A 24,608-nucleotide genomic window follows, 5' to 3' on the forward strand; every position below is an offset into this window, starting at 1 on the left:
CATGAGCGACCGGCTTCACCGCTTTCTGTTCGAGCATGCCGATGTCCGTGGCGAGGTGGTGCAGCTGGATGATGCCTTCGCCGAGATCGTCCGGCGTACCGACCATGAGCCGGCGGTGGTGCGCCTGATCGGCGAGGGACTGGCCGCGGTGGCGCTGCTTGCCGCCACGCTCAAGTACCCCTGTGCCCTGACCCTCCAGCTCCAGGCCCGGGGTCCATTGACCCTGCTGCTGGTACAGGCGGCCAGCGACGGCTCGTTGCGGGCCATGGCCCATGCCCGGCAGCCGGTGCCCGATGATGCCCCGCTGGATGCCCAGGCCAGCGATGGGACGCTGGCCATCACCATTGAGCCGGAGTCCGGTGGTGAGCGCTATCAAGGCGTGGTGGACCTGGCCGGTGGCAGCCTGTCGGCCGCGCTGGAGCACTACTTCCGTGAATCCGAACAGCTGCTGACCCGGGTCTGGCTTTCCGCCCGGGAGGATCACGCCGCCGGCATGCTGATCCAGCGTCTGCCGGCCAGTGAGGTGGCCGGTGGCGACGCCGACGCCTGGTCGCGGGCCGAGCAGCTCGCCGCCACCATCACCGGCCATGAGCTCCGCGAACTGGCGCCGGGCGAGGTGATCCGGCGTCTGTTCCACGAGGAGGACATCCGTCTGTTCGACCCGATGCCGTTTCGCTTCCGCTGCCGGTGCTCGCGGGAACGGGTGGCGGCCATGCTGCAGGGGCTGGGCGAGCAGGAGATGCGCGAGATTCTGGAGGAGCAGGGCCAGGTTGAGGTCCACTGCGATTTCTGCAACGAGCCCTATCGCTTCGATGCCGTGGATATCGAGGCGCTTTTCACCGATCCCGCCGTCCGGTCACCGGACAGTGGCGAGTCTCACTGACCGGCGGGCACACCACAGACGGGACACTGCGGATCGCGACGCAGGCTGAGTCGCCGCCACTGCTGGGTCAGGGCATCCACGACCAGCAGCCGACCGGCCAGGGATTCGCCTAGCCCGGTCACGACTTTCACCGCTTCCACGGCCTGCAGGCTGCCGATGACACCGGTGAGCGGGCCCAGTACGCCGGTCTCGCTGCAGCTCTGTGCCTCCTCGCCGATGTCGGCATAGACGCAGCGATAGCAGGGGCCTCCCTGGTCAGGCCGGAAGACCGCCACCTGGCCGTCCATGCCGATCACCGCCCCGGACACCAGCGGCCGACCGGCGGCCACGCAGGCGGCATTGACGGCGAAGCGGGTGGCGAAGTTGTCCGATCCGTCGATGACGATATCCACGGCCTGCACGACTGTGACGAGATGGTCGGTGGTCAGCCGCTCCGCCAGCGTGTCAACGGTCACCTCCGGGTTGAGCGCGGCGATCCGGTCGCGGGCGGAATCGGTCTTCAGGTGGCCCAGATCGTCGGTGCCGTGGATGATCTGGCGTTGCAGGTTGGTCAGCTCAACGCGGTCGAAGTCGGCCAGGACCAGGTGCCCCAGGCCGGCGGCGGCGAGGTAGAGCGCCACCGGTGAGCCCAGTCCGCCGAGACCGACGACCAGGGCGCGGCTGGCCAGCAGCTGTTCCTGCCCGGCCAGGTCCAGTCCCGGCACCATGATCTGCCGGCTGTAGCGGATGAGCTGATCGTCGTTCATGCCGGGTGCTCCAGAACGCCGCCGGTCACGCGCTCATGGCCGGCCAGGTCGAAACGGCTCTCGATGCCGCTGAACCCCTGCGCCGCCAGCCGGTCCCGGATCGCGGGAGCCTGGCGGTGGCCATGCTCGAGCCAGATCCTGCCGCCGGGGCGGAGGTGGCGCGGCGCCGCGGCGATGATGGTATCGAGCGCCTCCAGGCCGTCCGCGCCCGCCCGAAGGGCGCCGCGCGGCTCGAAGCGTGCGTCGTCGCGGTCCGGCTCCGGTTCGTGGTCGGCGATGTAGGGTGGGTTGGAGACGATCAGCCCGTAGCGGTCCGTCGTCACCGGGCCGTACCAGTCGCCCGCCAGGAAGCGGATCGATGTGATGCCCAGGGCGTCGGCGTTACCGCGGGCCACGGCGAGCGCCCCGCGCGATCGGTCGACGGCGTCGATCCGGGTATCCGGCCAGGCGCGGGCGAGGGCGATGGCGATACAGCCACTGCCGGTGCCCAGTTCCAGTACCCGGTCGGTGGGCTGCTCGAGGGCCGCCTCCACCAGGTGCTCGGTTTCGGGCCGGGGGATGAGAACCGCCGGCGTGATCGTCAGCTCGAAGTCCATGAACGCCCGGCGACCCAGCAGATAGGCCACCGGCTCGCCGGCCCGGCGACGCGCCATACTGCGCCGGAAACGCTGCCAGGCGGCGGCGTCGAGCGGGGTCTCGGGCCAGGCACGCAGCTGCACCGGATCGAGGTCGGTGGCGGCGGCGAGCAGGCAGTCGGTGTCGATCGCCGCGCTGGGGCTCGTGGCGGCAAGCTGATCGATCCCCCAGCGCCGGGCCTCGGCCAGCGTGGCGGGTTTCATCACTTCAGGCCGGCGGCCCGCAGGTTGATGGCCCGTTCCTCGAGCATGACCGGGATGCCGTCGTCGACGCGGTAGACGCGTTCTTCGTTGGCGGTGATCAGTCCCTCGTCGAGGGGCGTATCCACCGGCGTCTCGTCCTGATAGTGCACCGCGCCCTCGGCGATGCGCTCATTGAGCGATTTCAGCTCCGCACGGGCGAGTGTCCGGACCGGCTGCTTGGTCACCGGGCAGCAGAGGACGTCCAGCAGTTTACGGTCAATGGCCATGGCGACTCGGCTGATTGGGGTTGATACGTAGGATATCAGACTGCCGGATCGGCAGTCCCTGGCGTGGAGAAATTCGCCCGCCCGGGCTACCATAAACGGACGATCTGCCAATTGAACTCCGGTTTTGGAAAACGCCATGAGTGAAGCGCCCATCGACAATCTGAACGTCCTTGCCCAGGAGCCCCTGCCCACGCCGATGGAGATCAAGACAAGGCAGCCGCTCTCCGAGCGCGGTCGCGAGACGGTGGAGGCCGGCCGGAAAGCCGTGGAGGCCATCCTCGACGGTCAGGATCACCGCCTGCTGGTCGTGGTGGGACCCTGCTCCATCCACGATGTGGAGGCGGCCAAGGACTACGCGCGGCGCCTGAAGGCCCTGCATGACGAACTGCAGGACTCGCTGTTCATCGTCATGCGCGTGTACTTCGAGAAGCCCCGGACCACGGTGGGCTGGAAGGGACTGATCAACGACCCCTACATGGATGACAGCTTCGACATCGAGGAAGGGCTCGGTCGGGCCCGCGATCTGCTGCTCTATCTCGCCGAGCTGGGTCTGCCCGCCGGGACGGAGGCGCTCGATCCGATCACGCCGCAGTACCTCGGCGACCTGATCAGCTGGACGGCGATTGGTGCGCGGACCACCGAGTCGCAGACCCATCGCGAGATGGCCAGCGGCCTGTCCACTGCCGTGGGTTTCAAGAATGGCACCGACGGCAGCCTGGATGTGGCGATCAATGCGATGCGCTCGGCGTCGAGTCCCCATAGTTTTCTGGGCATCACCCAGCAGGACGGGCGCTCGGCGATCATCCGGACCGCCGGCAACCGCTATGGACATGTGGTGCTCCGTGGTGGGGATCAGCCCAATTACGATTCGGTGAGCATCGCCCTCTGCGAGAAGGCCCTGGCCGATGCCGGCCTGTCGGCCCGGCTGATGGTGGACTGCAGCCATGCCAATTCCAGCAAGGATCCCGGCCTGCAGCCGCTGGTCATGGAGAACCTGGTCAACCAGATCATTGAGGGCAACCGCTCGATTGTCTCGGTGATGATCGAGAGTAATATCGGTTGGGGCAACCAGAAACTCGGGGACGATCCGGCCGCTCTGGATTATGGCGTGTCCATCACCGATGGCTGCATCGACTGGGAAACCACCGAGCGTGTGCTCCGGGATGCCGCTGGCAGACTGTCCCAGCCGCTGCTCGCGCGGACCGGTTGAGGGCAGGGAAGAAATTGGGGCTTGACCGTTGCGACGGCGAAGGGTTGAATCAGCCCTCGACCTAACGGAGGTGCACTATGACCGACAAGGCTTCACTGCCCGTTCGGGGGATCGACCCCTACCAGCCCGCAGAGGGCGAAGAGTACATGAACGAGGCTCAACTGGCGCATTTTCAGGCCATCCTCGAGGCATGGAAACGGCAGCTGCAGGAAGAGGTGGAGCGCACGGTCAGCCACATGCGTGATGACGCGAATCATTATGCGGATCCGGCCGACCGCGCCACTCAGGAGGAGGAGTTCGCCCTGGAACTCCGCACCCGGGACCGGGAGCGCAAGCTGATCCGCAAGATTGACCAGACCATGGAGCGCATCCGCAAGGATGATTACGGTTTCTGCGACCAGTGCGGTGTGGAAATCGGGCTGCGACGGCTCGAGGCCCGGCCCACGGCCACGCTTTGCGTGGACTGCAAGACGCTTGAGGAAATCCGCGAGAAACAGCGGGTCGCCTGACCCGGGAAGCTCTGCCAGCGGGGCGGCATGATGCCGCTCCCGCGCCTCGCCTAGCCTTCGGCCGCCAGCGCGGCCAGCTGATCCGCCTGGTACTCGCTGATCAGCGGCTCAATCACCACGTCCAGATTGCCCATCAGTACATCCTCGAGCTTGTAGAGCGTCAGATTGATCCGATGATCGGTGACCCGGCCCTGCGGAAAGTTGTAGGTCCGGATGCGCTCCGAGCGATCGCCACTGCCGACCAGCAGGCGGCGGGTTTCCGTGCGTTCCGCCACGGCGGCGTCACGCTGCTGGTCCATGAGCCGGGCCTGCAGCAGTGACAGCGCCTTGGCGCGATTCTTATGCTGCGAGCGCTCCTCCTGGCACTCGACGACCACTCCGGTGGGCAGGTGCGTGACACGCACGGCCGAATCGGTCTTGTTGACATGCTGTCCGCCGGCACCGGAGGCCCGGAAGGTATCGATGCGAAGGTCCGACGGGTTGACGTCAATCTCATCCAGGGCCTCGGCCTCGGGCAGGACCGCGACGGTGCAGGCGGACGTGTGGATGCGGCCCTGGGACTCGGTCGCCGGGACGCGCTGCACACGATGGGCGCCGGACTCGAACTTGAGCCGCGAGTACACCCCCTGGCCGTCAACCCGTGCCACCACCTCCCGGTAACCGCCCTGTTCGCCGTGGCTCTCGCTCAGGATTTCCGTGCGCCAGCCCTGCTGTTCGGCGTAGCGCAGGTACATGCGCAGTAGATCGCCGGCGAACAGCGCTGCCTCATCACCGCCGGTGCCCGCCCGGATCTCCAGGAAGGTGTTGCGCGCATCGTGGGGATCCTCGGGGATCATCAGGACCTTGAGCGCCTGCTCGAGATGCACGAGACGCTCCCGCGCATCAGCGGCCTCATCCTCGGCGAGCGCCCGCATGTCGGCATCGCCCTCGGCCGCCATTTCCTCGGCGGTGGTCAGGTCCGCCTCGGCGGCCTCGAATTCACCCAGGGTGCGGGCCACCGGCTCCAGCCTGGCATACTCGCGGGACAGGCGGGTGAACGTGGCCGAATCACCAATGACGTCGGGATCGGCGAGCAGCTGTTCGATTTCCTCGTGCCGCTCCACCAGATTGTGGAGTTTGCGGCGCAGGTTGTCATTCATTCGTTCTCGTCGTCTCTGCGGTCGTCGAGGCCCAGCAGGCGATGGCTCTCCCGGATGGTCTCCGGATCGCCGCTGCGGGCTGCCTCGCGCAGCCCCAGCGTGGGCAGATGCAACAGCTTGCGGGTCAGTCGGTGGGCGAGGGCCTCGAGCACCTGCTCCGGCGGCTGCCCGGCGTTGAGTTGTCGGCGTGCCTGGTCCAGTGCGTAGTCGCGCTGACGCTCGCCGTGCTGGCGATAACGGCGGATGGCGCTGACCGCATCCAGCGTCCGCACCCAGTCCATGAACCGGTCGGCCTGCCCGGCCACCAGACGCTCGGCCTCATCGGCGGCCGCCGCCCGCGATTGCCGGTTGCGGTCGATCACATCGCGCAGGTCATCGACAGTGTACAGATAGATGTCGTCCAGATCCTCGACGCGGGGTTCGATGTCGCGGGGAACGGCCAGATCGGCCATGAAGACCGGGCGGTGGCGACGTGCCTTGAGGCTTCTGCGTACCGCATCGCGGCGCAGGATGGGTTCGGTGCTCGCCGTACAGGAGATCACGATGTCCGCGTCCGGCAGGTTGCCTTCCAGTTCATCCAGGCCGATGGCCCGGCCACTGCAGAGCGCCGCCACCATTTCAGCCCGGTCGCGGCTGCGATTGGCCACCATCAGGCCGCCCATGCCCTGTTCCCGGAAGTGTCTCGCGGTGAGTTCGATCATTTCGCCGGCACCGATCAGCAGCGCGTGGCGCTCGCCCAGATCCCCGAAGATCTGACGGGCGAGGGTGACCGCGACGAACGCCACGGAGACCGGGTGGGCACCGATGTCCGTCTCGGTCCGTACGCGCTTGGCCACCGAGAAGGCATGCTGGAAGAGCCGGTCGAGGATCTGGCCGAGGAGCCCGGCCCGGGACGCCGAGTGATAGGCGAGCTTGGCCTGCCCCAATATCTGCGGCTCGCCGAGCACCAGCGAATCGAGGCCGGCGGCAACCCGCAACAGATGGATGATGGCGTCGCGGCCCTCGAGGGTGTACAGATAATCGCTGAGACCATCATGGGGCAGCCCGTGCTCGCTCTCCAGCCATCGCTGGAGAATTGCCGGCGTCGCCTCGAGCGCCAGTACCGCGTAGATTTCCGTGCGGTTGCAGGTGGACAGCACGGCGGCCTCCCGCACGCCCGGTCTGTCCGCAAGGGCAGTCAGGGCGGCGTCCAGCCGATCGGCCGGAAACACCACCTGCTCCCGCACGGCAAGCGGCGCTGACTTGTGATTGAGGCCCAGGCTGACGACAGGCATCGGGATCCGATTGAGTGGAAAGTGGCAGATTGTAGGGCAGCACCGCTGCAACACAAGTATAGTAAGGCCTTGATGATCAGGTTCGCTAACAGCAAGCCGCAGCGGCCGACCGCGGTCCGATGCCCCGGCGCGCGGATCTGGCCATTGCTGATGGCAGGGCTGCTGGCGGCCTGTGTGCCCATGGCCGGTGACGACGTTCCTGTGGCGGAGCGTGCCGACACCCGATTGGCCGTGTCCGCCGATCCCGTCGCCGGGGAAGTCGAATCGCCCATGCACCGGATCATGGCAGCCGAGCTGGCCGCCGTGCGGGGGCGTTTCGAGCGTGCCAGTGCGCTGTATGCCGAGGCGGCCGATCGGATTCGTGATCCCGAGGTGATGGCCCGCGCCGTGCAGATCGCACTGCGCGCCGATCAGCCCGATCAGGCGATCCGGCTGGCGCAGCGTTGGGTGGAACTGGCCCCGGGGAGCGTTGAGGCGAAGCAGCTGCTCGGCGTGATGCAGCTGCGCGCCGGACAGATGGATGCAGCCATGCAGACCCTGCTGGACAGTCTGCCCCCACCCGGCCCGGACCGTGACCCGGCGATTGCCAGATTAGGCGGATTGCTGCTGGATGGCGCGCTGCCGCCTGACGTCATCAAGGTCATGCAGGCCATCGCCCGCGCCGCACCGCGGTCGGAGGCGGCAAAGCTCGCGTTGGCCCGGCTTGCTCTGACAAGGGGTGAGCCGGCCATTGCGCTCGGGGCGGTGGATGACGCGCTGGCGGAGCGGCCCGGCTGGGTGAGCGCACGGCTCCTGCGCGCCGACGCGCTGCTGGCCCTCGGTCGTCCGGACGCCGCCGTCGCCATCTTCGAAGATCTGCTGGAGGACTCGGCTGGCAATCATGCCCTGCGGCGCGACTATGCACGAACCCTGCTGGATCTCGGCCGGGACGGTGAGGCGCTGGTGCAGTATCGCGACCTCGTGACCGCCGGTGCCACGCATCCGCAGCTGCTCAGTACGGCCGCTCTGCTCGCCATGCAGGCCGGCGACGACGCGCTGGCGCTGGAGGCCCTGCGACGCCTGCGCCGCGCGAACCCCGGCTTCCGTGCCCGGAGCCTGCTGCTGGAGGGCGGGCTGCTGCGTCGTGCCGACCGACTCGGGGAGAGTCTGGCGGTCTTCAACCGCGGCCTGCGGGACTACCCGGCGAACACGGAGCTGCGCTACGGGCGGGCCATGACCCGGATCATGGACGGCGATATCGAGGGGGGCGAGGCCGACCTGCGGCGGATTCTGCGGGACGATCCCGACGATGCCCGTGCGCTCAACGCACTGGGCTATACCCTGGTGGATCAGACCGACCGCATTGCCGAGGGAGCGGCGTTGATCGAGCGGGCCTATGCCATCGAACCGGATGACCCCGCCATCATCGACAGCATGGGCTGGGCCGCCTATCGGCAGGGCGATCCGGCACGTGCCCTCGGTTATCTGCGGCGTGCTCATAAGCTGACCGACGGCGATGCCGAGATCGCCGCCCACCTCGGGGAAGTGCTCTGGGTGCTGGGCCGCCGCGAAGCGGCCCGCGATGTCTGGTCGCAGGCCGCCGCGGCCGATGCCGATCACCCCGTCCTTCGGGAGACCCGGGAGCGTCTTGATCCATGATCGGGCCGGTCGAATGGCGCCGGGGACTGGTGGCCGCCCTTCTCACGGTGCTGCTGGCGGGGTGTGCCGTGCGCGCGCCACAACCGCCGGAGGCCGGCCGCACCGTGGCGGTCGGCGACTGGGATGCGCCGCCTGCGCCGGATGCGTGGGCGTTCAGCGGGCGCACGTCGCTGCGGCTCGCCGATGAGGGGGCGACCGCCTCGGTGTCTTGGGTGGAGGATGCGACGACTTACCGGATCGACCTCCGCGGGGTCCTCGGTGCCGGTAGCCTGCGCATCGTGGGCGACGAGGCGAGTGTGCGGCTGACCACCGCCGATGGGGAACGTTATGAGGCCGGCAGTGCCCGGGAGCTGGTCCGGGCAATCACCGGCTATGACCTGCCGGTGGGATTCCTGCGCCACTGGGTCACGGCGAGCCCTGTGCCATGGCTGGACGGCCAGGTCACGCTGGATGAGCGCGGCAGGCCCCGGCAGTTGCAACAGGACGGCTGGGAAGTGACATTCGATGGTTACCGCACGCTTGATGCGCATCGACTGCCCGGCCGGATCGGCGTGAACCATCGGGACATGGCCATCAGACTGGTGATCGGCGAGTGGCGGCTGCGCTGATGGGTCCAGTCTCCCGTGACTGGCCGGCGCCGGCCAAGATCAATCGCTTCCTGCACATCACCGGTCGGCGCGCCGATGGCTATCACGAGCTCCAGACGCTCTTTCAGTTCGTCGAGCCGGTGGACGGACTGGTCTTCGCGATGACGCCGGACGGCACCATACGGCGTGAGGGTGGGCTGCCGGGTCTGCCGCCCGAGTCCGACCTGGCGGTCCGCGCCGCGACGGTTCTCAGACATCAGACCGGCAGCGGGCCGGGTGTCCGGATTCAACTGGACAAGCGCATTCCCGCAGGGGGTGGGCTCGGCGGCGGCTCGTCAGACGCGGCCACCACGCTGGTGGCCCTCAATGAGCTCTGGGGCTGTGGTCTATCCACCGCCGAACTCGAGCAGATCGGCCTCGGCCTCGGTGCCGACGTGCCAGTCTTCGTGCGGGGGTTGGCCTGCTGGGCGGAGGGGGTCGGCGAGCGGCTTTCACCGCTCTCGGTCGATTGCCCCTGGATGGTCATCATCGATCCCGGGGTCTCTGTGGATACGCGGTCGGTGTTCACTGACACCAAATTGACACGCCATGGAGAGCGTATAACAATACGCGGCTTCGAAACCGGGGCGGCGAGAAATGACTGCGAACCGGTGGTGCGCCGGATTCATCCGGCAGTGGGGGAAGCACTGGATGCCCTGGCGGCATTCGGTCCATCCCGCCTGACGGGCACGGGGGGGTGCCTGTTCGCCACGTTCCAGCACAGGGCATCCGCCGAGCACGCCGCAGCGGGGGTCCGCGACCGTTGGAGCGCCTGGGTGACCCGGGCAATGAATCGCTCACCTCTGCTCGACCGCCTCGACGCCGAGAGGGCACGAACGACTGGGGCGTAGCCAAGCGGTAAGGCACGGGGTTTTGATCCCCGGATTCGCAGGTTCGAATCCTGCCGCCCCAGCCAATTTCCGACAGCCACCGCAGGGTGCCGCCGCCATGGAAAACGGAAGCATGATGGTGTTCTCGGGGAACGCCAATCCCGCACTGGCCCGATCCGTGGCCGCCCACCTCAAGATCCGCCTCGGTGACGCGCTGGTCACCAGTTTCAGCGACGGCGAAGTGCAGGTGGAGATCAACGAGCATGTCCGCGGGCATGACGTGTTCATCATCCAGCCGACCTGCCAGCCCACCAACGACAATCTCATGGAACTGCTGGTCATCGCCGATGCCCTGCGCCGATCCTCGGCCGCGCGCATCACCGCGGTGATCCCTTATTATGGCTATGCGCGGCAGGATCGCCGGCAGCGCTCGCAGCGGGTGCCGATCACGGCCAAGCTGGCGGCGGATATGATCACCACCGCCGGCATCAACCGGGTGATCACGGTGGATCTGCATGCCGACCAGATCCAGGGCTTTTTCAACATTCCGGTGGACAATGTCTATGCCTCGCCGGTTCTGCTGGGCGATATCTGGCGCCAGACGCATCCGGACAAGATCGTGGTCTCGCCGGATGTGGGCGGCGTGCTGCGGGCCCGGGCGGTGGCGCGGCGGCTTGACAATGCCGACCTGGCCATCATCGACAAGCGCCGGCCCCGGGCCAACGAGCTCGAGGTGATGAACATAATCGGTGATGTAGAGGACAAGACCTGCATCATCGTCGACGACATCATCGACACCGCCGGGACGCTCTGCCAGGCCGCCACGGCGCTCAAGGAGCGCGGCGCCGGCAAGGTCGTGGCCTACATCACCCATCCGGTGCTGTCGGGTCCGGCCATCGAGCGTATCGAGAACAGTCACCTGGACGAACTGGTGGTCACCGACAGTATCCCGCTGTCGGCGCCGGCCCGTGCCAGCGTAAGGATTCGCCAGCTTTCGCTGGCGGAAATGCTCGCCGAGACGATGCGGCGGGTGAACAACGACGAGTCGGTCAGCGAACTGTTCGTCGACTGACTGCCGTAACGCCCCTGGTCGCGGGGGCCATCATGGAGACAGACCGTAATGAGCGTTGAACTGAAACTGGATGCTACCGTTCGCGATGACCAGGGCAAGGGTGCGAGCCGCCGCCTGCGTCGTGCGAAGCGGATCCCGGGCATCCTCTATGGCGCCGGTAAGAAGCCGGTCGCGCTGACCTTTGACGAGGAGCAGATCCTGCGCCTGATGCGGGAGGAGGCCTTCTTCTCTCAGATCCTCGACGTCAAGGTGAAGGGCAAACGGACCGAAAAGGCCATTCTCAAGGACCTGCAGCGGCATCCCTTCAAGCCACTGGTCTCTCATCTCGACCTGCTGCGCATCAAGGCCGGCGAGAAGATGCGCCAGCATGTGCCCATCCACTTCCTCAACCAGGAGGATGCCGTGGGCGTGAAACAGGGCGGTGGCGTGGTCCACCACGATGCCATCGAGGTCGAGGTCGAGTGCCTGCCCGATGATCTGCCAGCCGCCATCGACGTGGACATCGCCGAACTCGAGGTGGGCAGCTCGCTGCACCTCTCCGAGATCATGGCGCCCGAGGGCGTGGTTTTCCCGGGGCTGGATCCGGAAACTGACCATGATCCGGTGCTGGTGAGCATCCACGCCCCGCGCAAGGCCGTCGAGGAGTCCGAAGAAGGCGCCGAAGAGGGCGGCGAGGCCGGTGGCGGAGAAGCCTCCGGCGAGTCGGAAGAGCAGGGCTGATCCCGGCGCGGTGTCCATGCGGACATGACCACGGCGGCGATCAGGCTGGTCGTCGGCCTCGGCAATCCGGGGCCGAAGTATACGGGAACCCGGCATAACGCCGGGTTCTGGTTTGTTGAGGCCCTGGCCGACCGGGCTGGCGTCGCGTTGCGCATGGAGCGCAAGTTCCAGGGGGTGGCGGGCCGCTGGCGGGAAGGGGAGGCCGACGTGCATCTGCTCTGTCCCACCACCTACATGAACCACAGCGGTCGTGCCGTCGCCGCGCTGGCGAATTTCCACCGCATTCCTCCGGAGGCGATCCTGGTGGTGCATGATGAGATCGATCTCCCGCCGGGTGTCGTCCGCCTCAAGCAGGGGGGCGGACACGGAGGGCATAACGGACTGCGGGATATCGTGGCTGCCCTCGGCACCCGGGCATTCGCCCGCCTGCGGCTGGGTGTCGGCCATCCGGGCAGCAGCGACCGGGTGATTCCCTACGTCCTTCATGCGCCGGGCCGGGGTGAGCGGGCCGACATAGACGCCGCGGTTGCCGCAGCCCTGGATGTGATGCCTCTGCTCGCCGCCGGCGATTGGGACCGGGCCCAGCAACAGTTGCACACGAGAGACTGAGGACACAGTCCATGGGATTCAAATGCGGTATCGTCGGGCTCCCCAACGTGGGTAAGTCGACGCTCTTCAACGCCCTGACACAGAACGAGATTCCGGCGGAGAACTATCCGTTCTGCACCATCGACCCCAATGTGGGCATCGTGCCGGTACCGGACCGGCGGCTCGATCGGCTGGCCGAACTGGCCAGGCCCGAGAGCGTCATCCCGACGACGATGGAGTTCGTCGACATCGCCGGTCTGGTGGCGGGGGCGTCACGCGGCGAGGGGCTGGGGAACCAGTTCCTCGCCAACATCCGCGAGACCGATGCCATCGCCCATGTGGTGCGCTGTTTCGAGAGCCAGGATGTGCACCATGTCGAGGGACGGGTGGATCCGATCGAGGATATCGAGACGATCAACACGGAGCTGCTCCTCGCCGACATGGACACGGTCGAGAAGGCGCTGGATCGCTACGCGCGGCGGGCCAAGTCGGCGGACAAGGCGGCCATCGCCACCCGCGACGCACTCAAGGCCATGGCGGCAGCGCTGGACGAGGGCACGCCGGTCAGGGCGCAGACGCTGGACGACACCGGGGAGGCGGTCCTGCGGGAGCTGCACCTGCTGACGGCCAAGCCCGTGCTCTATGTCGCCAATGTCAACGAGGAAGGCCTGACCGAGAATGCCCAGCTGGCGGCCGTCGAGGGCCTGGCGGAGCGCGAGGGCGCGCTGGTGGTGCCGCTCTGTGCCGCCATCGAGGCCGAGCTCGCCCAGCTCGACTCCGATGAACAGGGCGAGCTGCTGGCTGCCTATGAGCTCAACGAGCCCGGTCTGAACCGCCTTATCCGCACCGGCTATGCCCTGCTGGATCTGCTGACGTTTTTCACCGCCGGGCCGAAAGAGGTCCGGGCCTGGACCGTGCGCTGCGGCGCCACAGCACCCCAGGCGGCCGGCCGCATCCATACCGATTTCGAGCGCGGCTTCATCCGGGCCGAGGTCATCGGCTTCGAGGATTACGTCCGCGCGGGCAGCGAACAGGCCGCCAAGGAGCAGGGGCTGATGCGTCTCGAGGGCAAGGACTACGTCATGCGCGAGGGTGATGTCTGCCACTTCCGCTTCAATGTCTGAACGCGGGATTTGACAGCGCTGCCGCGGCTCTGGATACTTCCTGTCCTCGCCTGAATGGCTACGTAGCTCAGCTGGTTAGAGCACATCACTCATAATGATGGGGTCGGTGGTTCGAATCCACCCGTAGCCACCATACTTTCCTTTTCCGCTGTCTGGTACGGGTCCCTGACCGGTCCGGTTACTACGTCTGAAACTGCCGTCCAAACAGGCACTTGAGGGTCTCTCCCCGGTCTGACTCTGCGTCATCACAAGCGTGGAGGGAAGACTGCATGAAAACTCGTGCAACCATGCCGGCACTTCTGCTGGCGGGAACGATGGCCATGGCCGGCACCAGCGCCGCCGAGGCGAATATCGTCAAGGAAGCCTACCTGGGGGCGGGGGTCATGCCCTGGTCCTACGAGGGCTCCGGCGAGGATGTCGACGCCATCGGCGGCCGGCTCGTTGGCGGCGTCATGTTCAACGATTACCTGGGTGTCGAGGCGCACTTCGGCTGGATGGGCGAGGATGATTCGGGTAATGACCGGACCGTGGAGCTGGATTCGGTGGACAGTGTCCTGCTGCGGCTCAACCGGCCGCTGAACGAGACCTTCGACGTCTATGCCCTCGCGGGTTTTTCATCGGTGCGTATGGTGCTGCGGCCATTCACCATCGCCGGCACCGACGAAGCCCCCTCGGATTCGGGGGTGAGTTTCGGGGCGGGCAGCCAGTTCCGCTTCGCCGAGGATTTCTCGGTGGCCGTGGATGCGGTGAGCTATCTGAGCGAGCCGGACTACGACTTCATGGCGGTCAGCGCATCCCTGCGCTGGCATTTCTGAGGCGGGATGAAAGAAAGGATGCGGTCACGCCCGATGAACAAGGTGTGACCGACTGATTCCTCTAGCGACCGACCGTGACCTCGACATTCAGTCCATCACCGTGCTGACGGACGGCCACCCCTGTCCGTGTCCCCGGCTGCTGCTCCACCCGCGCGTTATTGATATCGCCGACCTGCTGGATGGCAGCTGCCTGCGGAACCCAGCCGAACTGCATGATGCGGGCATCGTTGCCACTGCCCTGTTGATCAATCAGCGCTTCATGACCCCAGCCGCGCTGCAGGATGCCGGCGTGATTGGCATCGCCCTGCTGGTTGATGGCGGCCTCGTGCCACAGGCCCTGCTGATCGATGCCGGCCCGGTTGCCGCTGCCGTTGTGTGCGGTCGGTGTCAGTTCCGGCGCCGCCAGATCGTTGAGGGGGGAGGCGGAGGTGAACGTCCAGGGCCCGGCGCCCAGCAGCGCGGCGAGGAGTGTGCTGTACGCCAGTCGGGAAAGGCTTTTCATACCGTGATCTCCTGTCGGTTTGGGCGGTTGGGCCGGCCTAGTGGGTCATCACCCAGGCACCGCTCATGGGATAGGTTTCGCGCACCTGAAGGGGGGCGGCGCCATCGGGTTCCACATCGAGGCTTACATCGATGCGGCGTGGATCCGTTGTCGAGAGACTGATCCGGGCGAGCGTCGTCGGACTGGAATCGATCTGCGCCCGACTGCTGTCGCGGCTGCGTGTGGTCCCGGCATCGCTCACCGACTCAATCACCAGGGCATACCGGGCGGTCATCGGCCGTGGTGCGACGGCGTGTGCGCTGATCGTGACGGTCTGTCCGTGTTCGTCGAATTCCACCCAGGCGCGGATGGGCGGATCGTTGTCGGCATCCGCCATGCCGGGCTGGATGCCCACCAGGGTGATCAGGCCGAGGGCGAGCGGGGCGAGGATTGAGTGACTCTGGGGCATGGGGCTGACTCCGCGGTAGGAGGGACCCGCCACCGGGTGGCGGGTCATCCAATGCTCAGCCCCTCAGCGGGCCGACTGATTGATCGAGGCGGTGTGACCCACCCCGTCCTGGGTCACCTGAGCCATGTTGCCGCGATCCCGCTGGGTCACTTCGGCATAATGGTATGAGCCGCTCTGCAGAACATCGGTCATGTTGCCTCGGCCCTGCTGGTCGACGTTGGCGACACTCATGTAGGCGTCATCCTGAGCCACCATCAGGTCGTTTTCCCGGCCGCGCTGACGCAGTTCGGCGCGGTTGCCGCCCCAACCGGACTGCTCCAGCGTGAGCTCATTCATCCGGCCACGCTGATCCACATCAGCATAGTTGCCCCAGTCCTCCTGGGTGATGGTGATGCTGCCATTGCGGCCGCGCTGGGTGACATCCGAGGTGTTCGACCAGCCGTCCTGGTTGATCTCCACCATGCCATCGCGGCCACGCCGGTCGATCATGGCCTCGTTCCAGCCGCCGCCGGTCTGGTTGATCGTGGTCTCGTTACCGCGGCCCTCCTGCTCGATGGAGGCTTCCTGCTGATAACCGCGCTGGAAGATGGTTGCATCCAGCTCCCGGCCATCCTGCTCGATGCTCGCGTCATGGTCGACGCCGTCCTGGTCGATGGTGGCCATGTTGGCGCCAAAGCCGCCGCCACCGCCGTGGCCACCGCCACCACCGTGACCACCGCCGTGGTCATGGTCATCCTGCGCCAGGGCAGTGCCCATCGTCATGCCGAGCATGAGCACCAGCGAGAGGGCAGAAACCGTTTTGGGCTTCCTGATCATGGTGATCTCCTGTATTCCGGTTTGCGAAATGTCATTACCAGATGCCCCGGAGGTCTCCGGCAATTCCGTTTGCCGGAGAACCCGTTGGGGCAGTTCCAGAGTAGGTTCAGGGGAGGGTGGTCGGAATACGGAATGCGACGTAAATGATGCCTCGGGAATCAGGAACTCTGCGGGGATCCCTGACGGGCCGTTTCCTGGTGCTCGAGAAACGCCTCGTTGTAGGTCTGGATGACCGGCGAATTCCAGTCCTCGGCATTGGCGAGTCGCCAGTGATCCTCGGAAAGTCCGCGGACGATCAGGTGGATCAATGCGGCATTGATCGCGTCATGCGTCGCCAGGTAGCGCGGCTCGTTATAGGTATAGCCGGCCTCGACCTCCAGCAATCGCTGATTGCGTACGAAACGGAAAAGCCCGCCCTCGAGTTGATAGGAGTAGATGGTCTTGGTCGTGGTGACGGCGGCCAGGACCTCGCCATTGCTGACATTGACCGCGCGCAGGCTGACCGTCACCTGATCGATGACATAGGCCTCGCTGGCGCCGAGGCCAAAGTAACGGGCCCCGAAACCGCCGGTGGTGGTGTTGCGGTCGTAGCCGGTGATGCCACCCTCGAACAGCACTCGGGCATCCTGCAGGGTGGCCACGCTGGTATTGAGTTGACGGGCGACGCGCCGCTCGGTGAGCAGATCCTGCAGGCCCTCCCGCTCCAGCGGGCGGAACCAGCCCGAGCGTAACAGGGCCTCGGTGAGCAGGCTCCCGCCGCCCTGGGTGACCGCGGTGGACAGGTTGCTGTTGGGTGACTCGCGGTACTGCCCGGTCAGGTCGCGGAAGCCGTAGACCGCCGCCGGGATGACCCCGGCCGGTTCCGGCAGTTCAAGCAGGTCGCCATAGGTGGTCGAGGCCGACGCCAGATCGGGCCGATCCATCGTGGCCCAGTCGGGGGGGCGGTCGCCATCGAGGGTCGTGCAGCCCACGATGACGAAACCCAGGGAGAGAATCAGGCTGCGTTTGACGATCATAGCTGGTTGTTGATGTTGATTTCGGTGAATTCACTGCTTCCCTCGTCCCGGGCGAAGATCGACAGCTCCCCTTCGGTCTCGGTGAAACGCAGCTCGAAGTCGCCGATGCTGAAAAGGCGGGTGCCGTCGAACGGGATCAGCTGGCCCTCGTCATCGAGCAGGCCGATGTTGCTGGTGGTCGCCCGCGAGACATCCCGCAGCAGCGCTTCCTGGAGGTCTTCCTGAAAGCGTTCGATGGAGGTGCGCGCCGGCCGTCGCGCTGCCTGCAGCGGCGCCCGGCTGGTGTCCTGGGTGGTCGCCCGCTGGAAGCGCTGGCTGAGCATGCCGGGGTCTCCCGACTGGATCGGCTGATAGGTCAGATCGGCCTGGGCCGTGGCGGCGAGGCCAATGCCGAGCAGGCAGACGATGGGCATTCTTCCGTGCATGGTGTCGCTCCTTGCGTGTCATTCGCCGGTCTGGTTGCGAAGCCTTGTCTGATAGTCATCGATAATGCGGCTGACCTCCGCCACCGCCTGTTCGGCGGTCTCCTCGGGCGAGGGATTGCGGGGCCAGACGCGTACCCGGTAGATCGCCTGGCGTTGGAAGCGCACGATCACCTCGGTGCCCTCGCTCATCCAGGGCCGCTCTTCGATGGTGATCACGCCATCCGCCACGATGGGCTGGCTCCGCCAGTGGCTGGCGAACGCGTCACTGAACCGGTCGCCCAGCGCAGTGACCGTGCGCTGCAGGACCATGTTGTCCAGTCCGTCGTTCTCCAGTGTGTCCCCGGGTAGCGGCGGCGCTTCCAGCGGACGATCATCCTCGATGGCGCCGTTCGCCTGCTCCTCGGCCACCACATGCATGCCGGCGAGGCCGAGGATGATCAGCGCGATACCGGCCCATCCGCGATGATGCCGGTGCCGGGTCATCGGCTATCAACGAGCGGTAGCGCCCTCTGCGCCCACATGGCGGCGGCGACGCGGTTGGTGCAGCCGATCTTTCGGTAGGCGTTGTAGAGGTGTGTCTTGACGGTATGCGGACTCACGGAGAGCTGATCGGCAATATGGTCATTGCTGAGGCCGAGGGCGAGGGCACGCAGCACGGCCATCTCCTTGCGGGTCAGTGTCTCCAGGTGGGTGGCGACGCCGGCCCGTGCGCGGCTCGCCTCCGGCTGGACGACGCTGCGGATCTTGGCCAGGAGCTGATCCACGGATTCGTTGTCATGGAAGGCGGCGACGATATCGCGATGACACATGAAATTCTTGAGATCGGCATTCGACGGCACATTCAGCAGGATCATCGGTACCGTCGGCTTGCGCGAATCGGCCCTTGTGGCGCCATCGCCCAGCAGGTCGGCCACGGCGCGGTCGCTGCTGCGGATATCGAGCAGGATCAGGGCCGGGCGCTCGCACTGCATGAGTGCATTCAGCTGCGAAGGGGAGGCCAGGAAGGTGCGGCAGATGCCATAGTCAGCCAGGTACTTGCCCATCAGACGGTTCTGAATCGTTGAATCGCAAAGCAGCATGGCGGTTGGCAGGGGGGTGGACGGCTCCGTTGATAAGTCGAAGCGGGCCGAATGGTGACCATCCGGTCTGGCTTTCTGAAATGGCGTTTTTTGGGCATTCCTTTCCATGGTTTACCTCGATGTGGAATGGATGGGCTGATGGGACGAATCATAGAATCGTACTCTGGCGGGGTTCTACGCGCTTTGGATTGAGTGCCATTAATAAGTTTTCCTTAGCAATCATTTCCCATTCTTTTCGGAAATAACAGTCTGTCCAAAGGAATAGGTCATTCGGACCCCTTCGTTTGGAGGGGATAATGTCGCGGAAAAGGAGAAAGGGTGGATGAATGCCTAGAGCAGGAAAAAGGTGGCAAGCCCCAGAAACGACATGAATCCGATGACATCGGTCACCGTGGTGAGGACGACACCGCCGGCAAGCGCCGGATCGACCCCGAACCGCTTGAGAATGAGGGGGACGCCGACCCCGGAGAGCGCCGCGACGATCAGGTTGATGGTCATGGCGGCGGCGATGATCGCGCCCAGCGCCGGTCGGCCGAACCAGAGAATCGCGATGCCGGCCAGGATCCCGGCCCAGAGCAGGCCATTGAGCACACCAATGCCAAGTTCCTTGTAGAGCAGCGCCCGCGTGTTGCGTGAGGCGATCTGCCCCAGTGCCAGCGCCCGGATGACCAGCGCCAGGGTCTGGGTGCCGGCGATACCGCCCATGCTGGCCACGACCGGCATGAGCACCGCCAGAGCGACGACCTGCTGGATGGTGGCCTCGAAAAGCCCGATCACATAGGCGGCGAGCAGCGCGGTGAGCAGGTTCAGGCCCAGCCACACCGCCCGGCGCCGCGTGCTGGACCAGATGGGCGCGAACAGGTCCTCTTCCTCGCCCAGGCCGGCCATGCTGAGGATGGAGCGCTCCGCCTCCTCACGGATCACGTCGACCACATCGTCGATGGTGATCCGGCCGATGAGCCGGCCACGGGCGTCGAGCACCGGCGCCGAGATCAGGTCGCGGTCCTCGAACATCTTGGCGACCTCGCGATCGGAGGTCTCCGCGGGGATCGCAATCGCCTCGGTGTCCAGTACGTCCTCGACGCGGCCGGCAGGATCGCGGGTCAGCAGATCGCTGACGCGCAGGACGCCGAGGAAATGGTCGAAGCGGCTGACCACGAACAGGTGGTCGGTGAGCTCGGGCATCTCACCGCGCATGCGCAGGTAGCGCAGGACCACGTCCAGGCTCACATCCGGCCGGACGGTGACCGTGTCGGTGTTCATCAGCCCGCCGGCGCTGTCCTCCGGGTAGGCGAGCACGGCCTCGAGACGCTGGCGGTTCTGGTTGTCGAGAGAACGCAGGATCTCGCCGGTCAGGGTCTTGGGCAGGTCCTGCATGAAGTCGGCGAGATCGTCCATGTCCATGCCGGAGGTGGCCGCCAGTACCTCCCGCTCATCCATCTCCCGGATCAGGCCGCTGCGTACCTCATCGTTGACCTGCAGGAGGACATCACCGCCGTTCTGCTCGTCCACCAGCTCCCAGAGCAGCTTGCGCTCCGGGGCAGGGAATGATTCGAGCAGGTTGGCGATTTCGGCGGGATGCAGCGCGTTGAGCATGCGGCGTGCCTCCGGCACCGTACCGCCCTCAAGCAGATCGGTGACGGTCTCGGCGACGCGCCCCTGCTTGTTTTCGCGTTCTTCTGCCATCGTCCTTTCCGCCGGTGTCAGTCGGCCTCGCCGAAGCGGTCGGCGAGCAGGGCGCCCAGCGCCTCCAGTGCCCGCGGGCCATCATCGCCCCGGGCCGTGACCGTCAGGCGGCTGCCCTGGCCGGCGGCCAGCATCATCAGGCCCATGATGCTCTTGCCGTTGGCCTCGTTGCCGTCGTGCCGGACCTCGATGGCGGCTTCGTAGTCGCTGGCGACCGCCACGAATCGTGCCGCGGCCCGCGCATGGAGGCCCAGGCGGTTGATGATCTCGAACTCGGCCTCCTGAATCGGGCTATCCGCTGCCATGGCCTTCCCCGTCGGTATCCGCCGCCGGCGGCGTTGCCTGAAGGATACCACTGCGTGCCGCAGCGAGGGCGGTCTCGGCCAGCGCGTCCATGGGCAGCCAGGGGTAGTTGAGGGTCCGCAGGAGCATCGGCAGGTTGAGGCCGGTGATGACGGGGTAGCCACGGGCACGGCCAAGGGCGACGGCCAGATTGCCGGGTGTCGCCCCGTAGGCGTCGGTCAGAATGACCACGCCATCGCCTTGGTCGAGCTGGTCGGCCAGGGCATCCGCACGCCCGTGAGCCGCCTCCGGAGATTCCGCGTCCTGTGGACTGAGCGCCGCCATCTCAAGGGGTAGCCGGCCGAGGATGGCCTCGGCGGTCTCCTGTAATGCGATGCCGACGCCGGGGTGGGTGATGAGAAGCAGCCCGGCGCTCACGGCAGCTCCCGATGCCGGACGGTGACCGCGATGTCCTGTCGGCGCAGGTGCGCTGCCAGCGCCTCGACCAGATACACCGAGCGGTGCTGTCCGCCGGTGCAGCCGATGGCGACGGTCAGGTAGCTGCGGTTTTCCGCTTCAAAGACCGGCAGCCAGTCTTCCATGAAGTCGCTGACCTGGCGCCGATAGCGGGCCACCAGTGGCGTGGCATCGAGGAAATCGATGACCGGCTGGTCGCGTCCGGTCAACGGCCGCAGCGCAGGCTGCCAGTGCGGGTTGGGCAGACAGCGGCTGTCGAAGACGAAATCGGCGTCCGTGGGGGTGCCGTGCTTGTAGCCGAATGACTCCAGCTGCACGGATAGATGGGTCCGGGATTCGGTGAGCCGTGCGCAAATGAGGTCGCGCAGCTCGTGTAGTGTCGTTCGGGTCGTGTCCACGGTGAGATCGGCCCGCTCATGCAGCGGCATGAGCCGCTCGCGCTCGCCCTGGATGGCCTCGGCCAGGGGCAGGTCGGGACCACTCAGCGGATGGCGTCGGCGGGTCTCCGAGAAGCGCTTGAGCAGGGTGGCGTCATCGGCGTCGAGGAAAACGATCTCGGCGTTCAGGCCCCGTTCCCGCAGACCGTCGAGAATGCTCGGGAATCGTGTCAGTGAGACTGGACGGTTACGGGCATCAATGCCGACGGCATAGCTCTCCTCGCCGCCGGTATCGGCGATATGACGGCCGAAGGCATCCAGCAGGTCCACTGGGAGATTGTCGATGCAGTAGAACCCCGAATCCTCCAGCGTGGCCAGTGCCACGCTCTTGCCCGATCCGGACAGACCGCTGACGATGATCAGCCGCATGCCGGCGCCTCCGGGCGCGGCTGCGTCGTCCGGCCGCCCGTGGCGATCACTTCCAGCAGGGCGGACAGCGGCCGCTCGGGTACGACCGCCATGCGGGGGCAGGGCACTCCGTGGATGCGGATTGACCGCCAGTCGGCCTCGGTACTTGCCGGGAGCGGTTCGTCGACGAGGTCGACCACCCGATCGACGGTTGCGGATCGGGCGAGCGCCCCGTCACCGAAACACGCCGCGACATCGATCAGGCCCGGGCCACGCAGGCAGAGCAGCCCCGCGCCGGCCGCCGGCGCGCTCCCCACCAGCGTGTCGTCCAGTCGCTGGATGTCCACGGCGTCGTCAGCGACCAGGCGATGCCCGGCATGGATCAGCGCCAGTGCGGTGTCGCTCTTGCCGCTCCCGGCCGGGCCGCGCAGGAGGATGCCCATCCCATTCACCAGGACCAGCGTGCCGGGGATCAGGCTCATCCGTCGGGCGCCCCGCTGCGCCAGCCGCAGACGCTGTCATAGAGGTCCTGGTCGCTCTGGCAGGCGCGCAGTCCTGCGCACAGCGCCTCGTCGCGGAACATCTCCGCCAGTCGCGAGAGGATGCGCAGGTGCTCGTCGTTGCTGTGCTCGGGCACCAGCAGCGCGAACAGCAGGTCCACCGGGCGACGGTCGGCCGCGTCGAAGTCGATGGGCTCGGCGAGCCGGAGAAGCGCCGCCCGCGGCTGCTCGATATCAGGGCTGCGGGTATGCGGCAGCGCGACACCACGCCCGAGCCCCGTGCTGCCGAGCCGCTCGCGGACGATCAGACCCTCGAAGATGCTCCGGGTGGTATCCGGATCGGCATCGGTGTCGGCCATCAGCTGTTCGCTGAGGCATTCCAGCGCGCGCTTCTTGCTGGTGACCGTGACGCCGCAGCGTGTCCGGGCCGCCGTGAGCAGTGTGGAAAGATCCATGGTGATCAGGGTTCCAGTGTTGGTCCGACCCGGCCTTCCTCGCGGTGATGATCGGTGCGCTTCTCCTTGTGCTTGACCACCTGGCGGTCGAGTTTGTCGATCAGGGCATCAATGGCGGCGTACATTTCCTCCGACGTCGCCTCGGCGAAAAGCCGTGCCCCGCTGACGGCGAGCGTGGCCTCCGCCTTCCTGGTGTTCTTCTCCACGGTCAGGATGACGTGTACATCCACCACGTTATCGAAGTGACGCTCGAGCCGCTGGAACTTCTCGTCGACATAGCCGCGGAGTGCATCGGTAACGTCGACATGATGGCCGGTGACATCGATTTTCATGGTCTCTCCTTTATTGTCGAATCAGACCAGGCGTTTGCGATCCGTTGACGAGGCGATGCCCATGACCTCGCGGTACTTGGCCACGGTGCGCCGGGCAACGTTGATGCCCTCCTCCCGGAGGATTTCGGTAAGCCGCGAGTCGCTCAGCGGGCGCGCCGGATCCTCGGCGGCCACGAGCCGCCGGATTCGCGCCCGGATGGCGGTGGCCGAGCACTCGCCGCCATCGGCGGTGGGGACATGGCTGGAGAAGAAGTGCTTGAACTCCAGTGTCCCCTGCGGTGTGCGCATGTACTTGCGCGAGGTGATGCGCGAGACCGTCGACTCGTGCATGTCGATGGCCGTCGCCACGTCACGCAGCACCAGGGGCTGCATGGCCTCCTCGCCATGTTCCAGAAAGCCCTGCTGACGCTCGACGATGCACTCGGCCACCTTCTGCAGCGTGTCGCTGCGGGACTGCAGGCTCTTGATCAGCCAGCGCGCCTCTTGCAGATGCTGACGCAGGAGGCTGTTGTCGGCGCTCGTGTCACCCCGTCGCACCAGGCTGGCGTAGTAGTCGTTGACGCGGATCCGGGGGGAGGCATCGGGGTTGACCTCCACCTCCCAGCGGCCGTTGATGCGGTGGACGAGGCAGTCGGGGATGACGTATTCCGTTCGGGTTTCGCCAAAGCCTGAGCCCGGGTGGGGGTCGAGTTGCTGGATGAGCGACAGGACGCCGGCCAGCACCGTTTCATCGATACCCAGTCGGCGACGCAGCGTGGCGTGCTGCCCCGGGCCGAGCAGGCTGAGATCCTCGGCAATGGCCAGACGGGCTACGTCCCGGCAAGGCGTGTCCCCGGGCAGGGCATCGAGCTGTATGCGCAGCGCTTCCCGGGCGTCGCGGGCGGCGACGCCCACCGGATCCATATGCTGGATGACGGCGATGACGGCCTGGATGTCATCCAGTTCGACTTCTTCGTCATCGGCCAGCGCCTCACGCAGCTCCTCGGATGACTCCGTCAGGTGGCCCTGGTCGTCGAGGGCGTCGATGACCGCCTCGGCAATCTGTCGATCGCGGTCGCTCAGGCTTGACATCTCCACCTGCCAGTGGAGGTGATCCCGCAGCGAGGCCTCCGGGCCCGCCTGATTGTCCAGCAGGCTGTCGCGACGCGCCGGATCCGGTGCGCTGAAGCTGGTGGCACCCGCGGCCGGGTCCTCCCAGCGCTCATCGATTGGCATATCCTCGCCGAGCCGGGAGGCGTCGGCCGCGTTCGACCCCAGCGTGGTCTCCGACGGATCAATGGCCGGCGGATCCACCGCGGCCGTTTCATCGTTAGGGAAGGCGGACTCGGCTTCCTCCTCGGCCTCGAGCATGACGTTGGATTCGAGCGCCTCGCGGATCTCCAGATTGAGTTCGGCCGCCGGCAGCTGCAGGAGGCGGATGGCCTGCTGGAGTTGCGGCGTCATGGTCAGCTGCTGGCTGACCCGGAGTTCCAGGGATTGCTTCATCGTCACCTGTGCCCTTTATTGGTCTTCCAGAGTAACGCCGC

Annotated in this window: 31 protein-coding genes and 2 tRNA genes; 13 read left to right on the forward strand and 20 right to left on the reverse strand. The window is 66.4% G+C overall.

What is annotated here, in order from left to right; genetic code table 11:
- Position 1 precedes the first annotated feature (1 nt).
- On the forward strand, positions 2–883 hold the full coding sequence (gene hslO, locus V6X63_RS06375) for an Hsp33 family molecular chaperone HslO (RefSeq protein ID WP_367965938.1): 882 nt from the start codon (positions 2–4) through the stop codon (positions 881–883).
- Here the strand turns inward: hslO and V6X63_RS06380 are convergent.
- The 3 genes from V6X63_RS06380 to V6X63_RS06390 are packed head-to-tail and all read right to left on the reverse strand — an operon-like array spanning position 877 to position 2,734.
- Positions 877–1,629, reverse strand: a complete 753-nt coding sequence (locus V6X63_RS06380; protein ID WP_367978437.1) for a HesA/MoeB/ThiF family protein — start codon at positions 1,627–1,629, stop codon at positions 877–879. The genes hslO and V6X63_RS06380 overlap by 7 nt on opposite strands.
- Positions 1,626–2,468, reverse strand: coding sequence for a peptide chain release factor N(5)-glutamine methyltransferase (gene prmC, locus V6X63_RS06385; RefSeq protein ID WP_367978438.1), 843 nt, complete (start codon positions 2,466–2,468; stop codon positions 1,626–1,628). The genes V6X63_RS06380 and prmC overlap by 4 nt, the downstream gene beginning before the upstream one ends.
- Entirely contained in the window at positions 2,468–2,734 is a 267-nt protein-coding gene (locus V6X63_RS06390) for a Trm112 family protein (RefSeq protein WP_367978439.1), read from the reverse strand. Before V6X63_RS06390 ends, prmC begins: the two co-directional genes overlap by 1 nt.
- Before the next feature lie 136 nt (positions 2,735–2,870).
- Here V6X63_RS06390 and V6X63_RS06395 point away from each other — a divergent pair, with 136 nt between their 5' ends.
- Complete coding sequence (locus tag V6X63_RS06395) at positions 2,871–3,944, forward strand: 3-deoxy-7-phosphoheptulonate synthase (RefSeq protein WP_367965942.1); 1,074 nt, start codon at positions 2,871–2,873, stop codon at positions 3,942–3,944.
- 77 nt (positions 3,945–4,021) lie between these two features.
- A complete protein-coding gene (gene dksA, locus V6X63_RS06400; protein WP_367965943.1) occupies positions 4,022–4,453 on the forward strand; it encodes an RNA polymerase-binding protein DksA in 432 nt (143 codons plus the stop codon).
- Between the two features lie 50 nt (positions 4,454–4,503).
- Here dksA and prfA read toward each other — a convergent pair whose 3' ends face one another.
- Entirely contained in the window at positions 4,504–5,592 is a 1,089-nt protein-coding gene (prfA, locus tag V6X63_RS06405) for a peptide chain release factor 1 (RefSeq protein ID WP_367978440.1), read from the reverse strand.
- Positions 5,589–6,866, reverse strand: coding sequence for a glutamyl-tRNA reductase (gene hemA, locus V6X63_RS06410; RefSeq protein ID WP_367978441.1), 1,278 nt, complete (start codon positions 6,864–6,866; stop codon positions 5,589–5,591). The genes prfA and hemA overlap by 4 nt, the downstream gene beginning before the upstream one ends.
- Before the next feature lie 72 nt (positions 6,867–6,938).
- Between hemA and V6X63_RS06415 the strand changes: the two genes are divergently transcribed.
- The 10 genes from V6X63_RS06415 to V6X63_RS06460 all read left to right on the forward strand — a co-directional run bounded on the left by V6X63_RS06415 (position 6,939) and on the right by V6X63_RS06460 (position 14,279).
- Complete coding sequence (locus V6X63_RS06415; RefSeq protein WP_367978442.1) at positions 6,939–8,504, forward strand: tetratricopeptide repeat protein; 1,566 nt, start codon at positions 6,939–6,941, stop codon at positions 8,502–8,504.
- Entirely contained in the window at positions 8,501–9,112 is a 612-nt protein-coding gene (lolB, locus tag V6X63_RS06420) for a lipoprotein insertase outer membrane protein LolB (protein ID WP_367978443.1), read from the forward strand. The genes V6X63_RS06415 and lolB overlap by 4 nt, the downstream gene beginning before the upstream one ends.
- On the forward strand, positions 9,112–9,981 hold the full coding sequence (gene ispE, locus V6X63_RS06425; protein ID WP_367965948.1) for a 4-(cytidine 5'-diphospho)-2-C-methyl-D-erythritol kinase: 870 nt from the start codon (positions 9,112–9,114) through the stop codon (positions 9,979–9,981). Before lolB ends, ispE begins: the two co-directional genes overlap by 1 nt.
- Positions 9,972–10,046, forward strand: a tRNA-Gln gene (locus tag V6X63_RS06430). Before ispE ends, V6X63_RS06430 begins: the two co-directional genes overlap by 10 nt.
- 32 nt (positions 10,047–10,078) lie before the next feature.
- Positions 10,079–11,032, forward strand: coding sequence for a ribose-phosphate diphosphokinase (locus V6X63_RS06435; protein ID WP_367978444.1), 954 nt, complete (start codon positions 10,079–10,081; stop codon positions 11,030–11,032).
- A gap of 48 nt (positions 11,033–11,080) precedes the next feature.
- Entirely contained in the window at positions 11,081–11,752 is a 672-nt protein-coding gene (locus V6X63_RS06440; protein WP_367965950.1) for a 50S ribosomal protein L25/general stress protein Ctc, read from the forward strand.
- Between the two features lie 24 nt (positions 11,753–11,776).
- Positions 11,777–12,361 (forward strand): aminoacyl-tRNA hydrolase, encoded by a 585-nt coding sequence (pth, locus tag V6X63_RS06445; RefSeq protein ID WP_367978445.1) that lies wholly within the window; start codon positions 11,777–11,779, stop codon positions 12,359–12,361.
- A gap of 11 nt (positions 12,362–12,372) precedes the next feature.
- On the forward strand, positions 12,373–13,464 hold the full coding sequence (gene ychF / locus V6X63_RS06450; RefSeq protein WP_367965952.1) for a redox-regulated ATPase YchF: 1,092 nt from the start codon (positions 12,373–12,375) through the stop codon (positions 13,462–13,464).
- 56 nt (positions 13,465–13,520) lie between these two features.
- Positions 13,521–13,597: transfer RNA gene (locus V6X63_RS06455), tRNA-Met, on the forward strand.
- Positions 13,598–13,733: 136 nt separating this feature from the next.
- The gene (locus tag V6X63_RS06460; RefSeq protein ID WP_367978446.1) at positions 13,734–14,279 is read left to right on the forward strand and encodes a porin family protein; all 546 of its coding nucleotides are present in this window, start codon (positions 13,734–13,736) and stop codon (positions 14,277–14,279) included.
- Positions 14,280–14,340: 61 nt separating this feature from the next.
- On the opposite strand, the gene V6X63_RS06465 is transcribed toward V6X63_RS06460, so the two are convergent.
- From V6X63_RS06465 to V6X63_RS06535, 15 genes are all read right to left on the reverse strand, one after another.
- Positions 14,341–14,781 carry a hypothetical protein gene (locus V6X63_RS06465; protein WP_367978447.1) on the reverse strand — a complete coding sequence of 147 codons (441 nt, stop codon included), beginning with the start codon at positions 14,779–14,781 and terminating at the stop codon, positions 14,341–14,343.
- Between the two features lie 37 nt (positions 14,782–14,818).
- Positions 14,819–15,229 (reverse strand): curli-like amyloid fiber formation chaperone CsgH, encoded by a 411-nt coding sequence (csgH, locus tag V6X63_RS06470; protein WP_367978448.1) that lies wholly within the window; start codon positions 15,227–15,229, stop codon positions 14,819–14,821.
- Between the two features lie 63 nt (positions 15,230–15,292).
- Positions 15,293–16,045, reverse strand: a complete 753-nt coding sequence (locus V6X63_RS06475) for a hypothetical protein (RefSeq protein WP_367965956.1) — start codon at positions 16,043–16,045, stop codon at positions 15,293–15,295.
- Positions 16,046–16,203: 158 nt separating this feature from the next.
- A complete protein-coding gene (locus V6X63_RS06480; protein ID WP_367965957.1) occupies positions 16,204–17,061 on the reverse strand; it encodes a CsgG/HfaB family protein in 858 nt (285 codons plus the stop codon).
- Positions 17,058–17,486: a curli assembly protein CsgF gene (locus tag V6X63_RS06485; protein WP_367978449.1), complete on the reverse strand. Its 429-nt coding sequence runs from the start codon at positions 17,484–17,486 to the stop codon at positions 17,058–17,060. The genes V6X63_RS06480 and V6X63_RS06485 overlap by 4 nt, the downstream gene beginning before the upstream one ends.
- 18 nt (positions 17,487–17,504) lie before the next feature.
- Positions 17,505–17,969 carry a CsgE family curli-type amyloid fiber assembly protein gene (locus V6X63_RS06490; RefSeq protein ID WP_367965959.1) on the reverse strand — a complete coding sequence of 155 codons (465 nt, stop codon included), beginning with the start codon at positions 17,967–17,969 and terminating at the stop codon, positions 17,505–17,507.
- A complete protein-coding gene (locus V6X63_RS06495) occupies positions 17,966–18,529 on the reverse strand; it encodes a helix-turn-helix transcriptional regulator (RefSeq protein ID WP_367978450.1) in 564 nt (187 codons plus the stop codon). The genes V6X63_RS06490 and V6X63_RS06495 overlap by 4 nt, the downstream gene beginning before the upstream one ends.
- A gap of 366 nt (positions 18,530–18,895) precedes the next feature.
- A complete protein-coding gene (gene mgtE / locus V6X63_RS06500; RefSeq protein WP_367965961.1) occupies positions 18,896–20,251 on the reverse strand; it encodes a magnesium transporter in 1,356 nt (451 codons plus the stop codon).
- Between the two features lie 17 nt (positions 20,252–20,268).
- A complete protein-coding gene (locus tag V6X63_RS06505; RefSeq protein ID WP_367965962.1) occupies positions 20,269–20,556 on the reverse strand; it encodes an HPr family phosphocarrier protein in 288 nt (95 codons plus the stop codon).
- On the reverse strand, positions 20,543–20,971 hold the full coding sequence (locus V6X63_RS06510; RefSeq protein ID WP_367965963.1) for a PTS sugar transporter subunit IIA: 429 nt from the start codon (positions 20,969–20,971) through the stop codon (positions 20,543–20,545). Before V6X63_RS06510 ends, V6X63_RS06505 begins: the two co-directional genes overlap by 14 nt.
- A complete protein-coding gene (rapZ, locus tag V6X63_RS06515) occupies positions 20,968–21,816 on the reverse strand; it encodes an RNase adapter RapZ (protein ID WP_367965964.1) in 849 nt (282 codons plus the stop codon). Before rapZ ends, V6X63_RS06510 begins: the two co-directional genes overlap by 4 nt.
- A complete protein-coding gene (locus V6X63_RS06520) occupies positions 21,807–22,277 on the reverse strand; it encodes an HPr kinase/phosphorylase (RefSeq protein WP_367978451.1) in 471 nt (156 codons plus the stop codon). The genes rapZ and V6X63_RS06520 overlap by 10 nt, the downstream gene beginning before the upstream one ends.
- Positions 22,274–22,750 (reverse strand): PTS sugar transporter subunit IIA, encoded by a 477-nt coding sequence (locus tag V6X63_RS06525; protein ID WP_367965966.1) that lies wholly within the window; start codon positions 22,748–22,750, stop codon positions 22,274–22,276. Before V6X63_RS06525 ends, V6X63_RS06520 begins: the two co-directional genes overlap by 4 nt.
- A gap of 5 nt (positions 22,751–22,755) precedes the next feature.
- Positions 22,756–23,082 carry a ribosome hibernation-promoting factor, HPF/YfiA family gene (gene hpf, locus V6X63_RS06530; RefSeq protein ID WP_367965967.1) on the reverse strand — a complete coding sequence of 109 codons (327 nt, stop codon included), beginning with the start codon at positions 23,080–23,082 and terminating at the stop codon, positions 22,756–22,758.
- 21 nt (positions 23,083–23,103) lie between these two features.
- Entirely contained in the window at positions 23,104–24,567 is a 1,464-nt protein-coding gene (locus V6X63_RS06535) for an RNA polymerase factor sigma-54 (protein ID WP_367978452.1), read from the reverse strand.
- Positions 24,568–24,608: the final 41 nt, after the last annotated feature.

It is taken from the genome of Spiribacter onubensis (assembly GCF_040838425.1).
Taxonomy (GTDB): domain Bacteria; phylum Pseudomonadota; class Gammaproteobacteria; order Nitrococcales; family Nitrococcaceae; genus Spiribacter; species Spiribacter onubensis.